Below are 17408 nucleotides of genomic sequence, written 5' to 3'. Positions count from 1 at the left end.
CGACTCGTTTTTGTTATTCCCCAAGGACGAGAACTCAATTTCTTCCTCGACCGGAAAAAACAAATGCGTCCAATTTCGAATCTATCGCTTTTCGTCGGCGTTTGTTGTAGTGCCATTTTCATCAGCGGATCGCACGCCGGACCTCCGAACTTGATGAACATGTTTCGTTCGGGCGCGAATGTGGAAGCCGATGCGGAAGCCGAATACGTGCTTACCGAAGAGGATGGTCCTTGGATGATTTTGGCATCGACGTGTGTCGGCGAGGGATCCAAAGCGCGTGCTCATCGACTCGCCTTTGAAATTCGTCGTGACTTGAAACTGCCCGCCTATATCTATCGCGAGAAGTTTGATTTCACTCACGGCCCCAACACCCCCGCGTCATCCGGACGTCGTGTGCGTTACGCGAACGAGTATCAATACGAAGCGTATGCCGTGTTGGTAGGCGAATACGACCGCGTCGAGAACGAGAGTATTGATCATGACCTGCAGGTATTAAAGACCGCCCGGCTACCGATTTTCGACGATCGCAAAGAAGTAGAGAAAGAGACCAGCACCGCCACGCCTGTCACAACCGTCCGCGCGATGACACGAAAATTGCTCGAGCGAAAGAGCGACAAATCGCTCGGCCCCATGGCCAATGCCTTTGTCACCCGCAACCCGATGCTGCCTGCAGAGTATTTCGATGCACCTGAGATTGATTCGTTTGTTCAGCAACTAAACGAAGACAAAGATTACAACCTGCTTACTTGCAAAGGCAAATACACCGTCGTCGTGGGAACGTTCGAAGGTTTGGGAACGATTGTCGATGGACACAAAGAAAAAGATTTTGTGCCAAGCGGCAAACGACTCGACAAAATGGCTGCTGACGCCGGCAAGATGGTCGCCGAGCTTCGCAAAAATGGTGTCGAAGCCTACCAGTTCCACGACCGAACGCGATCGCTTGTGACCATCGGCAGCTTCCCTGAACTGGGCCGTTCGCTACCGGACGGCAAATTCGAATACGCTCCGGAAATTCGCCGTGTGATGGAAACTTATCGTGCCTTCAACTCTCAGAAAGCTCGCTATGTTCCCGAACGCAATGGCGTTGCGGTGCATCACGCCGCGATGATCCCATTCGATGTCAATCCAGCACCGATCGCCGTCCCACGCACCTCGAAACGTAGTCTCTACAGTGCCGCGTTGGGCCGCTGATCCGTGTAGCGTCCGGACGTCCTGTAGTACCGCTAGTTTGTAGCAGTGCGGCGCAAGCCGCCCGGCGAATTTCGCACGTTTCACTCGCTGCGACCGAGGACTAGATGTACCAGCGTTGCGAGATCGCGTTGTTTTCGTTTTTGGTTTGTCGCATGGGAAACACATGGTGCTTGCCATGAATGGTTTTGCGAGTGGGCCGCAGGTCTTGGCACCCGGCGTTGGTTTCGAGTTCACGTAGCCATCGCGATTTCATTGTCCCCACGCTATCGAACAGATCGTGGCGGAACAGCGACATCACCGAATCCGCGACGCGTTGATTCGCTCGCGGCAGTCCCGATTGATCCGATGTCCGCTGGCGTAACATGTCGTGCATCGCGGTGTTAAACAACCAGCATGCCGTTTCACGTTGTGCCAGGGTTTCGTTTTCGACACTCTCTTCGGCGTACGCGGATGCCCGCGTGGGGTCGACCGCATAAGCAATCGCGGTGTCGCTATAGGGGATCATGCGTCCGAGCAGTGCATCGGTCCAGCGCTCGATGCCTTGTCGCAAACGATTCAGACGTACGGTATTGCGAACCGAGCTGCCGCGTCCAAACAGCATCAAGTGATGGACTCGCGAGGAGACTTCCAGATGTGACCGGAACACGGTATCCGTGACGGGCGAGATATCATCGATCCCTTTCTCGGCGTCCATCGCCTTGCCCAACGCAGCGACAACACGGCAGAGGATCTCGCTGACCAAGATCTCTTCGAGCACCACGCTGTGGCGATTCCACCAGGCTCGAATCGCGACCCCCTCGCCCCCTTGCTCGGCGCGGCGATACCGGCTGATCACTTGGTGCCAAAGTTCGAAGCGGCCGCGTGAGTGCGTCCAGTACTTCGTCACCGCGGTGCTCATTTCGTCGCGGGGTCGAAATGCGATGGTCGAGGCGTTTTGCGAAATGATGGCAGCAAGGTCGGCGAGCAGAACGGCATGCATAAAAATCAATCCCTAGACATCGTGAGTGAGTTGCAATGCCGAAGAATTGCATCCGCCGTGCCGGCCCGGTAACGCGGCATCCCACGCGGATCGCTAACTCGTTAGCCGATCGCAACTTACGTTCAATGCCGCCACACCGCGAGCAGCCGGCGGCCGTGATCGCAGTGGAGTTTCCGCCTCGCGATGTTGCCCAGACGCAACATCGAGGTTCGGTTGGTGCCACGAGGTGATCGATCGGGTTGTCGGAGCGACTTGCCGCATAAAACCAAAAATCTCTCTAGCGTCGAAGTCCCGCCGTTGGCTAACACCGGTTTATCGCGTGCTTAGCATCTCTTCTCTCTTCCACTCGGAACTTTGCCATGCTGAAATCCTTCCTGAAACTGCTCTCTCGCACTCCACAGAAACCGGTCCCCGTCGACCCTCAATCGCCTGAAAACGTGCCGCTGTTTGCCTACCTCCAGCAACCGCCGCCGTATTCAAGTCGCACTCAGACATCCAAACCCGCGATGGTCGCCGCACACCCGGTCCCCAAAGCAAGTCACCGCGAACGACTGCTCAGCATGCGGATCGAGCACACCCAGATTTGTTCGGAGAGTCGTGCGAATCAGTTTGCGGAATTCGGGATCGATACCGCTGGTGATCTGATATCGGCCAACCTGCGGACGCTGGCCGAGAAGTACCCCTCACCCCGCAAGGCGGTCCGCGTGCTGAAACGCTACCGTCAAGCGATTCGATTAGCGGCCCGGGTGCCCGGCATGATGCCCCGTGACGCATTACTGTTGATCAGCATCCATCGCCGCAGCGTCCGCGGATTAGCGATGGAAACGCCGATGTCGCTGTACCGCGATTTGCAGCGTTATGCGGAAAGCACCCCCGGCCGCAAACTGCTGCGGGGGCGTCGTCTCCCCAGCGTCAAGCGAATTCGCCGCTGGATCACCGCTTCGGCGAGCGAATTAAGCGTTACGGGCAATATCTACGCCGACGCCGCTTAACTAATCGGCTCGAGAGTGACTATACTGCCACCATTCCGCCGTCTGAAACGTCCGACGGCTATCGCACGTTCGTGGCAAGTTGCATGTCTGTCGCTCTGTTTATCCCCTGCTATCTCGACCAATTTTATCCCGATGTCGCCATCGCTACGCTCGAGCTGCTCGAGCGACTCGGAGTGGATGTTGTCTACCCCGATGGCCAAACCTGTTGCGGGCAACCGATGGCCAACACCGGTTGCACCGCCGATTGTGCTCCGGTAGCCCGGCGGTTTGTCGATTTATTCTGTGATTACGATTCGATCGTCTGCCCGTCGGGATCGTGCACCGCGATGGTGCGTCATCACTACGACGAGTACTTTGCCGACGACGATCCTAAATTCAATCACGTCAAAAGCCGGACGTTTGAGTTGTGCGAATTCCTGCACGACGAACTGCAGATCAAAGAGCTCGACGTGCAATTTCCGCACAAGGTCTCGATCCATCAAAGTTGCCATGGGCTTCGAGAACTGCGGCTCGGCGCGTGCAGTGAAAACATGACGCCTCGCGAAGACAAAGTCCGCAACGTGTTGAACCTTGTCCATGGGATCCAGTGGTGCACGCCGACACGGGTCGACGAGTGTTGTGGTTTTGGCGGAACATTTGCAGTGAACGAATCCGACGTCTCTGCATCGATGGGGCGTGATCGTATCGCCGACCATGTTGCGTCGGGCAGCAGCATCTTGGCATCGGCTGATATGAGTTGTTTGATGCATCTGCAAGGCATTATTCGTCGCGAATCGACTCCGATCGAAGTCATGCATGTCGCTCAGATCCTAGCAGGCCGCAATCCCAAACGAGTTGGCAACGCGTAACGAAATCTCGCATTAGAACTATGAAAACCCTTCCCATTGTCGATCATCCGACCAAGGCACGTCCGTTTGTCGCCGACACCGAACGCACCCATTGGCACGACCAAGCATTGTGGTTCGTCCGCAGCAAGCGTGATAAGCAAGCCGCATCGGTCCCCGAATGGGAATACCTCCGTTCGCTTGCCTCGCAAATCAAAACTGAAACCATCGCCAATCTCGGCGATTATTTGACCGAGTTCGAACGCAATGCCACCGCACTGGGCGCGACGGTGCACTGGGCCGCCGATGCCGACGAGCACAACGCAATCGTGCTCAAAATCCTGCGTGATCACGAGACGTTACGGATTGTCAAAAGCAAATCGATGCTCACCGAGGAATGTGGTCTGAACCACTTTCTCGAAGACAACGGCATCGAAGTGGTCGACACCGACTTGGGGGAACGGATCGTTCAGCTCCGAAACGAGACGCCAAGTCACATCGTTTTGCCTGCGATCCATATCCGCAAAGAAGAAGTCGGTGACACGTTTCACGAACATCTTGGGACGGACGAGGGAGCATCGGATCCGCAGTACCTGACCGAAGCCGCTCGGCAACACCTGCGTGACAAATTTTTGGCCGGCGAAGTCGGAATCACCGGAGTCAATTTTGCGATCGCGGAAACAGGCGGCTTTGTCGTTTGCACCAACGAAGGCAATGCAGATCTCGGCGTTTCGCTACCTCGCGTGCACATCGCGTGTATGGGGATCGAGAAACTCGTCCCACGTTTCCAAGACCTCTCTGTCTTCATCCGCTTGTTGGCACGCAGTGCGACGGGGCAACCGATCACCACGTACACCTCGCATTTCCACGGACCTCGCGACCCCAACAGTGAACTGCACATTGTGCTGGTCGACAATGGTCGCAGCCGGCTGCGGAACAGCAACGAGTTTCGCGAAGCCTTGCATTGCATTCGCTGCGGAGCTTGTATGAATACGTGCCCGGTTTACCGACGCAGCGGCGGACACAGTTACAGCGCCACCGTGCCAGGACCGATCGGATCGGTGCTGTCGCCGACGCGTGATTCATCCCGTTACAAAAGTTTGCCGTATGCATGCAGTTTGTGCGGTTCGTGCAGCGACGTTTGCCCTGTAAAAATTCCGCTGCATCATCAATTGTTGGCGTGGCGCAAGGAATTGGTTGGCGAAAACTTGTTGCCTTATTCCAAGCGGCTCAGCATGAAAGCGGCTTCGATCCTGTTCCGCAGCCCACGCTTGTTTTCGATGGCCGGTTGGGTGGGACGTAAATCGCTCAAAATCTTGCCGCACTGGGCCACCCACAATCGACTCAATACTTGGACCGTAGCTCGCGAATTGCCCGAACCTCCGCGCGAGAGCTTCCGTCATTGGTATGCAGAAAACCGGAAACGTTAACGATGTTAAAAAAGACCAAAGCCACTACCACCAGCCGCCAAGCGGTACTCGATCGATTGACGGGCAAACAGGTCACCGGGCCCGGATTGCCGACGGTTGCCATGGACCAGACGGTGCATTTTGAAGACCCTGTGGCAAAATTCATCGAGGTTTTGTCGACCGTCGGTGGCCAAGCACACGTGATCGATGACACGCAGCAAATCGGCGCAATCCTAAGCGAAATTCCGGTCTACGCCGATGCAAAACGGGTCGTTTCGTTAGTGCCTGAGGCGATTCCGGGAAGTCTGGATGTCGCCTCGATCGATGATCCGCATGCCTTGGCGTCGGTGGATTGGACGATCGCGAAGGGTGAATTTGCGGTTGCCGAAAATGGTGCGATTTGGGTCGAAGGGGCAACGATGCCGCACCGTGTGTTGCTATTCATCGCCCAGTACTTAGCCATCGTGGTGTCTCGCAGCGATATGGTTCATAACTTGCACGAAGGATACGCACGAATCGGGACTCCAAAATCGCCGTTTGGTGTGTTTGTCTCGGGCCCCAGCAAAACAGCCGACATCGAACAGTCGCTGGTGTTGGGTGCCCACGGTTGTCGCGCACTGCAGGTGTTTTTGACACCGTAGCTAATCCGCAGCAACGGACTGCAACGCATTTTTGAGGGTATACGAAAAGGGGCCTGACCCTCTCGGGCGAGGCAAAGAACTGAACAAAAACGACTCGCTTCCAAAGGGTCAGCCCCCTTTTCGGATGCCCTCTTTGAACGAACACAGCAAACACCCTTCGGAACACTCTTTCCGCTTTATCTTTGCGGAACTGCTTGCCATCGCCGTGCCGTTGATGGTTAGTGCTGGCACCTTTTCGCTAGTATTGTTCGTGGACCGCACATTGTTGCTGTGGTACGACGGTGCGTCGATGAGTGCATCGATGGCAGGTGGCAATTTCTTTTGGGTCAGCATTTGTTTGCCGATCGGGATCGCATCGATGACCGGTGCGATTATCAGCCAATACGTCGGATCGGGCGAAGAAAGCAAGATCGGTCGTTTTCTTTGGCAATCGGTTTGGTTGACGTTGTTTTCGACTCCGTTCTTTGCCTGGGTTGCCTACGCCGCCCCCGATCTGTTCCGTTTGACCGAGCAGCCGAGTGAGCTGATTGCAGCGGAGACCACTTATTTGCGTTGGTTGCTGGTTGGCGGCGTTGGCGCAGTATTGGAAAATGCGCTGAGCGGATTTTTCAGCGGTACCGAGCGCACCCGCGTGATCATGTGGGTCAGCCTGCTATCGGGGCTGCTGAATGTCATCTTGGACCTGTTGTTGATTTTTGGGGCCGGGCCGATTCCGGAACTGGGGATCGCCGGAGCCGCGATCGCCAGCTCGTTGGCATTTTGGTTCAAAGCGATTTGTTTTGGGCTGCTGATTTTCTACTACGATCGAGACAATCGATATCAAGTCCGCAGCAGTATTGGTTTCAGCGGATCGCTGTTGACCAAACTGCTCTTTTTTGGCTTTCCCACGGGGTTAATGTATGTCACCGAAGCGGGTGGGTTCACGGCGATCGTATTGCGGATCGGTCGACTCGGCGACATCCCTCTGCGCGCGACCACGATGGCGATCAATTTCAATATGGTCGCCTTTATCCCTTTAGTAGGCGTGTCGATCGCCGCGTCGGTGTTGGTCGGTCGTCACTTGATTGAAAGCGGACCGGGGCGTGCGGCCAAAAGCGTTTTGGCGGCGTTATTGGTTGGCTGGGGCTATTCGTTGCTGTGGTGCATCGCCTACCTCATTTTCCCCGGCGTGATGATGCAGTTGTACGAGTTCAACACGCCCACGGCCGATTCGGCACTGGCAATTTCGCTCGCCAAAGGTCTACTAAAATTTGTTGCGTTTTACGTCGTGATGGATGCGACACAGCTGATCTTAGCGGGCGCATTGCGAGGTGCTGGTGACACCTGGTTCGTGCTCGGCACCGGTTTGATGTCGTCGGTGTTGGCGTTTGCGATTGGTGTTGGCAACGAACCAAGCAAAGGCCAACTGCATTGGTGGTGGTGGATGATCACCATGTGGGTATGGTTGTTGGCCGTTTGCATGACCGCGCGATTCATCCAAGGCAAATGGAAGAAAATGCGAATGGTGTAAACGTCGAACTTAGATTTCGATCTGTTCGCGAACAAATCCAGGATCGGGATTGCCTTTGCCCTTGCGATCGCACTTGAAGTATTCGGCGACGTACCGCACCGGTTGTCGTTTTTCGGGGACTTTAAATCGGTCACCTTTTTGCAGGACAGGGCGGTATTCGTCCATGCGACCAAATTGGCGAGTGCCTGCTGCTTGGCAGGGGAACCAGAAACCGTTGCCCTCGCCATCTTCGAGATAGAATTCGGGATAACAGTGGCCTGGGATCCAAACCATCCGCGCGGGCACTTTGGCGTTGCGGCACAATGCCACCACAAGACTGGTCATTTCTTCGCAATCCCCCTTGCCATCGCGAAGGGCGACCGAGGCATTTTTCAGCGGTCCTTCGACATATTCGACTTTTTCTCGGACAAAGTCATAGATCTGCTCGACGCGCTGCCAATCGTTCTCGGCTTCCTTCGCGGCTAACTCGCGCGACGCGGATCGAATGATGGAATTGCTGGCGTCAATGTTCGGGCTGTTGCCAAGATAGTTTCGAAGTTCACGTGCGGGTCGCTGTGGAATGACCAAATCATCGGTTTGCGTCGGAGGCAGTATCCGCGAGCGTTCGATGTTGAACACAAATGTCATTTCCACCCTGGCCCCAGCCGGGACTTGCGGAATCTGGAGCGCGACTTGTTTCGCACTGCTGGCCAGATCACGAACCTCCCAAGCTCGCACGATCGGGTCGATCACTTTGCCGACCAGCGTGACCTTTTGTTCGGGCCATTCGGTGGGGACCGGGAACGTGGCAATCACGTTGGTACACATCACTGGGGTGGTTAAGACCATTCCGATCCGCCACTGTTGAGTTTGCGGGGAATCGAAAATCAACCGCGATGGGACCGCCGCCGGTTCGTCGGACGAATCGGCATCGTTTGTCTCTACCGGATCCTCTGCGAACGCGCGTGGTGAAAAGGCGAGTCCTCCCACGCTGCAAGCCGCGACTCCCTGCAGCGTTTGTCTCAACAGACTTCGACGACTCAATGGCAGGACGTTTGGGTGGGAAAGTTTGTGATTCATATCTAATAAAAACGCTGAAAAGGGATAACCGAAACGATCGCAGAAGCACCTGGTTTTGACACCGGCACCTCTGCGATCGTCGCTCACTTTTTACTAATTATAGTCCGCTGGACGGACTCTTTCTAATTGTCATGACGATTCCGCCGTCGTGCGGGGCCCTAGTTAGCGGGCACGGCACCGGGTGGCAGGGGATCGCGGCTAATGATCCGGTCGCCTCGTGCATCGAAATCATCCGAGATGATGTTCGAAGGGTTCCCGTAGATCGTGCCATTGTCGTAGACGGAACTACCGACGATTTCCCCTTGCAGGTAGGGGTCATTCACCACATTCCCGTACTGATCTCGCGAAGATTGGTAACCGTAACTGCCGACATCACTGCCATAGCCACTGCTCACCGAATTGCAGTTGGGACATTTTGCGGCAACTTCCGAACCACATCCAAGCTCAGGACCGGCATAGGTGTTGCATTCGCACCCTGCGTTGGGCGCAGCAGCCAATGGCACTTGCGGCTGAGCAGCCACCGGTGCGTAGGGTGCCGGAGCACAGGGTGCAGCTTGAGACAGCAGCCCTGGACGAGCCGGCAGAATGGACTGGGTCGTGTTACACAAACCACATCGAGCCCCACGACCAAACCAAAATTGTCTTAGTGTTCCGCATCCAGAACTGACAAGTAACAGCATCACAGATGCGACAACCGACACAAAGCGAGTATTCATTTCTTTTTCCTTCACATGCATAGCGAGCGTATTCGGAGTTCTCGATAGGAGAACCAGTTAAAAGTAGGACGCTATTTGTGATGTGCAAACGCAACATCGTTATTTTTCGGCAACAATTTGTTGCACCAAGTCAACACACCACGCTCACTCGCCCCAAAATCAATTCAAACCGAGATGCAAAACACAGCCCGATACTTTTGTTCTTGTTTGACCCTCGCTTTTTTACTGGCATCCCCTTGCTCGTATTCTGCGGACGCGGTTGTCGTGGATGCCGTCGATTCCGCTTTGGTCGATTCGTCGTTGCGGATCGGTGGTTCAGTTCTTAGTGATACAGTTCTCAGTGAAACAACACTTCCCGCGGGTGCGGCCGATGCGTGCACGATCGAAGGATTGCCGGATCAGGATCGCATTTGGTTGATCAGTACGCGCCGGATGACGAGCCATGTTTGCTGCGCCGATTTTGAACAACCTCAGTTCTCGGTGTCTCGGCTATCCGCCAATGGATGCCAAACCCCCTCGTCGATGGACGAGTATCTTGGCGAACGCTTGCCCGGCCGTCCCACCGTGGTCTATGTCCACGGATACCGATTCACGTCGAGCGAAGCGATTCGGCGAGGATTGCGAGTCCATCGCGAAATCGCTTGCCGCCGATCGTCAGGGCCAATCGATTGGGTGATCTGGAGTTGGCCCAGTGCAAAAGAAAAATTCATCAGTCATGATATTCGCGAGAAAGCGAAGTTCACCGACACGCAGGGGCTGTATTTGGCGTGGTTACTGAAAAAGCATCTTGGCTGCGGGGTGCCGTCGACGTTGATCGGTTACAGCTTTGGGGGCCGTGTCGTGACCGGTTCACTGCATGCGTTGGCTGGCGGTTCACTCGGCGGACGCTCGCTGCCATGTGAACCGATCGTCAACGCTCGCATCGACGTCGGACTGGTTGCTCCGGCAATTGAAAAAGATTGGTTGGCCCCGCAGGACTATCACTCCTTGGCGACAAGCAATATCGATCAGCTGTTGTTGCTGTATAATCAAAAAGATTCGGTGCTGAAGCGATATTGGTTGATCGATATGGTGCGAGGCACGATGGCGATCGGTTTTGGACGTCTGCAGTCATTTGCCCCGCGGTTGGACGGCAGCCGAATCTGGTTGCGAGCTCGCGAGTGTTCGACATGGATCGGACACACCCACGACGAACTGGACTACTATGAATGTCCTTGCAGTGCGGGATCCGAAATGGCTCAGCTCGTCGACGATGCTTTGTTCGTTCACTGATGTGCTTTGGTTTTGCATTAGCCGACGGCGAGAGAGATGTAGCCGGTTCGAATTTCCCATCTCGTGAGCCGACGGCGCTAGCCGAGGGCCTGTGCTGACTTGCGAAAAGTTGGATGTCGAGATTGGACGTTGGGCAGTGTTGTTTTCATCCGGTGAATTAATTAGTTACCTTTCCCATAAAAAGAGACTGCTGAAAATCGTTTGGCGTTGCGTCATCGTCCTGTCACCTCTCCCAAACGCAGTTTGGGAGAGGTAACACAAAACTTGTCTAAGCGTCGATCAATACAATCCCAACAATTTTCAGCCCGCGGCTAGCGGCTTCGGCAGCCAGGAATAGATCGCGTGCATTCACAACTTGGTGATGGGTGACTTCAGCTAAAAACACGACCGAGCATTCCCCCCGCATGAACGAGTGCATCGCCTATTTCTGCGGCAATTGGATTCCCGCACACTCACTCAATCTTTCGATCGATGACGTGGGCTTTCGCCAAGGCGTCACGGCGGTCGATCGGATGCGAACCTACGGTGGCCGCGTCTTTATGCTGCCTCGGCATTTGGCTCGGTTTGATGCCACTACAAAATTCCTCGGTATCGATTCGCTGCCCGACCCAGCGGCGATGGTCGATTTGATCAACGAACTGTTAACACGAAACAGGGATTGGATCGCGCAGCACCACGACGTTGGAATCACGATGTTCGCGACGCCTGGTGTGGTGGGATCGCCGGCGCCGACGTTGGCGCTGCATCTGAACCGGCTGAACCATTCGCTGAACCAACAACGGCTAACCCAAGGCCAATCGTTGGTGATCACCGACGTCGTCCAGCCACCGGCCGCATCGTGGCCGCGGTCGATCAAAGTTCGAAATCGTCTGCACTATTATCGAGCCGACATGTGGGCTCGATCCGCCATGCGGGACGCCTTATCGAACGCTGCGAGTTCCGATGTCATTGGGGTCTTGATCGACGACGACGGCAGTGTGACCGAGACGAGCATATCCAACGTGGCGATCGTGGAAGGGCAAACGATCGTCTCGCCCGAAGCGGACCAGGTGCTCGGTGGCATCACCCAGCAAGTGGTCGAGGAATTGGCCGCGTCGGAATCGTTGACGTGGAATAAAGAACGTCTGTCGCCCGCACGTTTCGCGGGCGCGGACGAGATTCTTTGCATGGGAACCGATGGCGGACTGTGGTTTGCCAATTCGGTAACCGTGGCCGGAAAAAAAATCGAGGCAAAAATGACTCGTAATCCTGCGAAAATCTACCCTCTTCTGCTTGCCGGATTCGCAAAACGGACAAGCGAACTCGGCTCGTTTGATGTATCTTAACGGACCAGGCTTAAAGGACCGCCGATTCCCCTTGCAGCTCCCCAGCGGCAGTGGACTTCGCGATCACCGCTGCGAAGCGTGCTGTGGCCGCCATTTCTCGACCGAATTCCTCCGTCTTCTTCCTCACATCCATGAACACGCTATCGATGACATCGTTTCTAAAATTTGGATTTCCAAGATTTAGCCTGTTTGCCGCGATCGCATTGTTACTGATCGTCGGATGCGGCCGAAGCGACACCCAATCTGATACCACCACGTCGGGAGCGGGTGACGGCCAAAAACTGCGAATTGCGGTAATTCCCAAAGGGACCAGCCACAAGTTTTGGAAGTCGGTTCATCTCGGAGCCAAGCGAGCAGCCGACGAAATCGGCAATGTCGAGATCATTTGGCGTGGCCCCGTGGTGGAAAGCGACACGGGCAGTCAGATCGAAGTCGTCAAAAACATGATCACGATGCAGGTCGACGGGATCGCGTTGGCTCCGAATCAGAAGGGAGGCCTCGTCGATGCCGTCGAAGAAGCGATTGGCGAGGGCATCCCGGTCGTGATTTTCGACAGTGGCTTGGACAAAGGCCCCGAGATCGTCAGCTACGTGGCGACCGACAATTTTAAAGGAGGCGAATTGGCGGCTGATCAAATGGCCAAGGCAATCGGTGAAAAAGGAAACGTCATCCTGCTGCGTTATCTAGCGGGCAGCGAAAGTACCGAGCGACGCGAAGCAGGATTTCTCGAGGGGATCAAAAAGTACCCGTACATCAAAGTCGTCTCCTCCGACGAATTTGCGGGCGACAATGCGACCGGATCCAAAGAGAAGGTCGACCAATTGCTGCAGATCTACGGCAAAGATTTGAGCGCGATATTTGCGGTTTGTGAACCGAATGCAAACGGAGCACTTGAATCGCTTCGAAACGCCGGATTGACCGACAAAGTCAAACTGATTGCGTTTGATCCCAGTGATGCATTGATCGAAGCGATGCGTGACGGATCCTGTGGCGGCATCGTGCTGCAAAATCCTATCGAGATGGGTTATCAATCTGTCATGTCGCTGGTCAAGAATATGCGAGGCGAAGAGGTTCCGGCTTTTCAATCGACGGGCGAATACGTGGCGACGCCGCTGAACATGGACGAACCCAAAATCAAAAAACTCTTGAATCCTGAAATGGTTCAGTAGATGACCGCGCCGCTGCTTGAAATCCAAGGAATTAGTAAACGCTTTGGGCCCACGATCGCGCTGAACGATGTTTCGTTGTCGGTGCACGGCGGTGAAGTGTTGGCGTTGATCGGCGAAAACGGGGCGGGCAAAAGCACGCTGCTAAAAACGCTCAGCGGTGCTCATCGGGCCGACGCTGGATCGATGTCGATCGATGGTAAACCGTATTGCCCGAGTGGGCCGCACGACGCACGCACGCGCGGCGTTGCGATGATCTATCAAGAACTGAATCTCGCGCCGGACCTGAGTGTCGAAGACAATATCTTGCTGGGACACCAAGGTACCGGTGGCGGTTTGTTGTTGCGGTCATCACAGCGCGAGAAGGTCACCAAAATCCTCGAAACAGTCGGGTTGGCCGGCTTGGATCCAAAAGCGATCGTCGGCGATCAATCGGTCGCGACGCAACAATTGCTCGAGATCGCACGAGCCTTGGCGAGTGACGCGAGAATCATCCTGTTCGACGAACCGACCAGTTCGCTGCCGCAAAAAGACGTCGCTCGGTTGTTCGAGATCATTAACACGCTGAAGCGATCCGGTTATGGAATCGTTTACATCAGCCACTTTTTGGAAGAGGTTCGCGAGGTCGCCGATCGCTACTCGGTGCTGCGTGACGGAAACAACGTCGGCTCGGGGATGATCGCCGACATCAGCGACGATCAAATCATCTCGCTAATGGTCGGCCGCGACGTCGAGGACCTCTATCCGGTCGTTCCTCACACGATCGGCGAAGCTTGGGTCGACATCCACGCATTGACGGGATCGCCGTATCCCAAACAGGTGAACTTGTCGCTCCGCCGCGGCGAGATTTTTGGCGTTGCTGGCTTGGTCGGCTCCGGTCGTACCGAACTGCTACGTAGCATTTTCGGGCTCGACGTCATCGATGCCGGATCGGTCTGTGTTGCAGGACAAAAAATCAAAGACACTATCCTGGCTCGCATGAAAGCCGGTTTCGGGATGCTTTCAGAGGATCGGAAACGAGAAGGGCTGGCCCAAGAACTCTCTATCATCGAAAACACGACACTCGGTTCGCTCACGCCGTACACGACGTTTGGCTTCTTGAATTTGCGTCGGCGGTCGGCGGTTGCGACGGAACTGATGAAACGCGTGGAGGTGAAGGCCGTTTCGGGGCACCAACAGGTCTCGGACCTTTCCGGCGGCAATCAGCAAAAGGTTGCAATCGCACGAATCCTGCACCAAAAGGCAGATATCCTGTTGCTTGACGAACCGACCAAAGGGATCGACGTCGGAACCAAGGCCGAGATTTATCGAATGATGGGTGAATTAGCGGCGGCAGGAAAAACGGTCGTCTTTGTCAGTTCGTATCTCCCCGAATTATTGTCCGTCTGTGACCGCATCGGAGTGATGTCACGCGGTGAACTTCGCGAAACCCGCGACGCCAAGGATTGGACCGAAGACGAAATCATGACCGCTGCAATCAGCAGCGACGAATCACTCGAAACGACAACGGTATAACAAACACTACCGCTCGCCTCCCCTACCATCGTCTAATCATTTTCTGCAAATGCTAAAAAAGCTATTCCGCTCACAACTCGGGCCACTCTTCGCACTGTTGGTCATCGTCCTCTTTTTCTCGGTGGCAGATTACGTATTCAGCGAAGGCTATTTTTTCTCGGCTCGCAACTTTCGCGTGATCATGAGCTCGGCGTCGCTGATCGCGGTGCCGGCGTTTGGAATGACAATCATCATCATCGCTGGCGGTATTGACCTGTCCGCTGGCACAGCATTGACGCTAAGCGGCACGGTGTTGGCGCTGATCTTAAAACATTCGACGGTCGCCGCAGGCGATCCGGGGTTTGCTTGGACGATGTGCCTTGCGCTGACCGCGACGATCTTCACCGGCGGCCTGTGTGGGTTTCTGAACGGCGGTTTGATCAGCGCGACCAAAGTCGTCCCCTTTATCGTGACGCTGGGCACGATGACGATCTTTTTGGGTGTGGGCCAAATCATCGCCAGCGAATCGACGGTCTACGCCGCCAAAGAAAACATTCCGGTTTGGCTGCGGTATCTGTGTTACACCGGATCCAACAGCGAGAACTATTTGATCTCGGGATTGCCGATTTCGACCAGCGTGATCATTGCCGCAGTGCTGGCGATCTTGGTCGATTTGTTGATGCGGTTTACCGTGTTTGGTCGTAACGTGTTTGCGATCGGGTCGAGCGAATCGACGGCTCGATTGTGTGGGATCAACGTGCCATGGACCGTCGTCGCGGTCTACACGCTTTCCGGTTTCTTTGTTGCCATCGGCGGGCTGCTCTATTTTGCAGACGTCAAAAACGGCAACCCCAGCGACGGCAGTGGCAAAGAACTCGAAATCATCGCCGCCGTCGTGCTCGGAGGCGGCAGTCTCAGCGGCGGCCGAGGATCGATCTTTGGAACGCTGGTCGGTGCGTTGATCATCACGGTGATCCGCAGCGGATGTTCGCAATTGTCGATCCCCAATACGTACACTCACATCATCATCGGCGGCATCATTATCGTGGCAGTGATCGTCGACCAACTGCGTCACGGATCCCCCGAGTGGTTCTTTCGCATGTTGCCGAAATCGGATGATCGGTAAAATGATCGGTAAAATAGAGAAAGCGTCGTCAGGCGAATGAGTTTTGCGCGCCCCGAGGGGGTTGAGAGTGTGCCGTAGCTGTTGCGCGGTAGGACGCGAGGCCGCTCGGTGGCAAAATGTATTAACGATTGAATCGTGCGAAATGTCACGCGTGGGACGATTAAAAACTTGAGATGTAAGTATCGCGTACACGCGAAAATTTACTGCCACCTCTCCCCCAACTTCGTTGGGGAAGAGGTCGAACGGAGCCTTCAGCGACGTTCGGGTGAGGGGGCCGACCGAGCAATTTGCGGTCAGCGTTACCGCCGCGTGCACCTGATCGACTCGCAGTTAGCGCGGTCGCCCCCTCACCCGACTGCGTCGGGGGAGAGGCGACTGAGAAAAAAGCTACAAGTAAGATCACACTCAAAATTCAATGACAACTTCTAAGATTTTGCAGTCCAACTCGCAACGCAAACGCTAAACCCTGCGATCCACTTAAAAGGCCATTCCTACTCCGTGAATCGAACCTACAAACGCATCGCTGGACTGCTGTTCTGGATCATCATGTCGGTGGTGACGGTGGTTGCGATCGCGCGGGTCGACTCGCCAACGAAGACACGCTCTGGCGATTCCAATCGCACCCCGCTTGTCCGTTTCCTCACCTCGCGTCCTACCGAGATCAGCGGGATCGATCCGTCTGGCCGATTGCGAAAGTACGATCCCGTCTTCCGGTTGGATGCGGCAGGCGACTATCGGCAAGTTGGCCACGTGGTCGATCACACCTCCGACCGCACGATTCCCACTGCGGAACCGCCTACCGTTACGATTGCCTGGTACGATTCCCGATTTGCTGCTGACGAAGTTCAATTGGTCCAATATTACAACCATGGACGACTCGAGGACGTTGCCAAACTGATGCTTCCCGAGCAGAAACGAGAACGCATTCGCCTGCAGCTCGCCGACGCGATCCGTATTTATGGAGACGAGTTTTCGCAAGCCTTCAAACCTTTGGTCCAACAGTCGATCCAACAATCGTTGCCGGTGATCGAGTCGGAACTGCAACGCTCGATTAAACGTCATCGCGGTGACATCGACGCATTGGCAAAACGCTGGAACGATGATGTCGTCCGCAAACGATTGATCCCGTTGGCGCGGCAAGAGATCATGCCGATCGTCAAAAAGCACGGCAGCCCGACGGCCGAAAAGATTGGCCAGGAGGTGTGGGAACGCGCCTCGCTGTGGCGATTTGGTTGGCGTGCTGTCTATGATCGCACTCCGCTACCCGAACAAAATTTATTGAACGAAGAATGGCAACGCTTCGTGCAAAAGGACGTCGGTCCGGTGCTCGAGAGAAACATGGACGAGATTGTCGCGGCGGTGCAAAAAATCCTGGTTGAAACCGCGGCCAATCCGGTCGTCCGAGGCGAATTGGCGGATGTTGCCAGCGACATTGCCCAAGATCCCGAAGCACAAGAACTCGTCAAAGTCATCCTGAAAGAAACCTTGGTCGACAACCAACGCTTGCACCAAGTTTGGTCCAACGTTTGGCAGAGCGACGAAGCACGTCGCGCGATCGATTTAGCGTCTCGGCGAATGGAACCTGTGCTTCGACAAATTGGCGACGAACTGTTTGGCACGCAAGACGAGGGGATTGATCCCGAGTTTGCCCTGGTGCTGCGGAATCAGATTTTTGGCAAAGATCGCCGCTGGATCATCGCGTCG

The 17408-nt window shown here is 55.2% G+C and carries 15 protein-coding genes; 12 read left to right on the top strand and 3 right to left on the bottom strand.

Annotation, left to right across the window (positions count from 1 at the left end; translation table 11 throughout):
- On the top strand, positions 1–1191 hold a 1191-nt coding region (locus tag ABX962_RS10955), incomplete at its 5' end, for a hypothetical protein (protein ID WP_372719292.1).
- A gap of 100 nt (positions 1192–1291) precedes the next feature.
- Here the strand turns inward: ABX962_RS10955 and ABX962_RS10950 are convergent.
- Entirely contained in the window at positions 1292–2170 is an 879-nt protein-coding gene (locus ABX962_RS10950; RefSeq protein WP_372719290.1) for a hypothetical protein, read from the bottom strand.
- Between the two features lie 359 nt (positions 2171–2529).
- Here ABX962_RS10950 and ABX962_RS10945 point away from each other — a divergent pair, with 359 nt between their 5' ends.
- The 5 genes from ABX962_RS10945 to ABX962_RS10925 all read left to right on the top strand — a co-directional run bounded on the left by ABX962_RS10945 (position 2530) and on the right by ABX962_RS10925 (position 7546).
- On the top strand, positions 2530–3162 hold the full coding sequence (locus ABX962_RS10945) for a DUF4332 domain-containing protein (protein ID WP_372719288.1): 633 nt from the start codon (positions 2530–2532) through the stop codon (positions 3160–3162).
- Positions 3163–3245: 83 nt separating this feature from the next.
- Positions 3246–4010: a (Fe-S)-binding protein gene (locus ABX962_RS10940; protein WP_372719286.1), complete on the top strand. Its 765-nt coding sequence runs from the start codon at positions 3246–3248 to the stop codon at positions 4008–4010.
- 20 nt (positions 4011–4030) lie between these two features.
- Positions 4031–5416, top strand: coding sequence for a lactate utilization protein B (locus tag ABX962_RS10935; protein ID WP_372719284.1), 1386 nt, complete (start codon positions 4031–4033; stop codon positions 5414–5416).
- Positions 5417–5418: 2 nt separating this feature from the next.
- On the top strand, positions 5419–6036 hold the full coding sequence (locus ABX962_RS10930; protein ID WP_372719282.1) for a lactate utilization protein C: 618 nt from the start codon (positions 5419–5421) through the stop codon (positions 6034–6036).
- 133 nt (positions 6037–6169) lie between these two features.
- On the top strand, positions 6170–7546 hold the full coding sequence (locus tag ABX962_RS10925; protein ID WP_372719280.1) for an MATE family efflux transporter: 1377 nt from the start codon (positions 6170–6172) through the stop codon (positions 7544–7546).
- 9 nt (positions 7547–7555) lie between these two features.
- On the opposite strand, the gene ABX962_RS10920 is transcribed toward ABX962_RS10925, so the two are convergent.
- Together ABX962_RS10920 and ABX962_RS10915 are read right to left on the bottom strand one after the other, a co-directional pair.
- Positions 7556–8569 carry a transglutaminase domain-containing protein gene (locus ABX962_RS10920; protein ID WP_339944200.1) on the bottom strand — a complete coding sequence of 338 codons (1014 nt, stop codon included), beginning with the start codon at positions 8567–8569 and terminating at the stop codon, positions 7556–7558.
- A 194-nt stretch (positions 8570–8763) separates the two neighbouring features.
- Positions 8764–9321, bottom strand: coding sequence for a hypothetical protein (locus tag ABX962_RS10915; RefSeq protein WP_372719278.1), 558 nt, complete (start codon positions 9319–9321; stop codon positions 8764–8766).
- Positions 9322–9495: 174 nt separating this feature from the next.
- Here ABX962_RS10915 and ABX962_RS10910 point away from each other — a divergent pair, with 174 nt between their 5' ends.
- The 6 genes from ABX962_RS10910 to ABX962_RS10885 all read left to right on the top strand — a co-directional run.
- On the top strand, positions 9496–10593 hold the full coding sequence (locus tag ABX962_RS10910) for a hypothetical protein (RefSeq protein WP_372719276.1): 1098 nt from the start codon (positions 9496–9498) through the stop codon (positions 10591–10593).
- A gap of 404 nt (positions 10594–10997) precedes the next feature.
- On the top strand, positions 10998–11918 hold the full coding sequence (locus tag ABX962_RS10905) for an aminotransferase class IV (protein WP_372719274.1): 921 nt from the start codon (positions 10998–11000) through the stop codon (positions 11916–11918).
- Between the two features lie 146 nt (positions 11919–12064).
- Positions 12065–13087 carry a substrate-binding domain-containing protein gene (locus ABX962_RS10900; RefSeq protein WP_372719272.1) on the top strand — a complete coding sequence of 341 codons (1023 nt, stop codon included), beginning with the start codon at positions 12065–12067 and terminating at the stop codon, positions 13085–13087.
- On the top strand, positions 13088–14599 hold the full coding sequence (locus tag ABX962_RS10895; protein WP_372719270.1) for a sugar ABC transporter ATP-binding protein: 1512 nt from the start codon (positions 13088–13090) through the stop codon (positions 14597–14599).
- Between the two features lie 49 nt (positions 14600–14648).
- Entirely contained in the window at positions 14649–15704 is a 1056-nt protein-coding gene (locus ABX962_RS10890; protein WP_372719269.1) for an ABC transporter permease, read from the top strand.
- 498 nt (positions 15705–16202) lie between these two features.
- The coding region (locus ABX962_RS10885) for a hypothetical protein (protein ID WP_372719267.1) at positions 16203–17408 on the top strand (1206 nt) is incomplete at its 3' end.

It is taken from the genome of Novipirellula sp. (genome assembly GCF_041583735.1).
Lineage (GTDB): Bacteria > Planctomycetota > Planctomycetia > Pirellulales > Pirellulaceae > Novipirellula.
The sequence above is the reverse complement of the archived record's forward strand: the minus strand, read 5'-3'. Positions and strand labels throughout refer to the sequence as shown.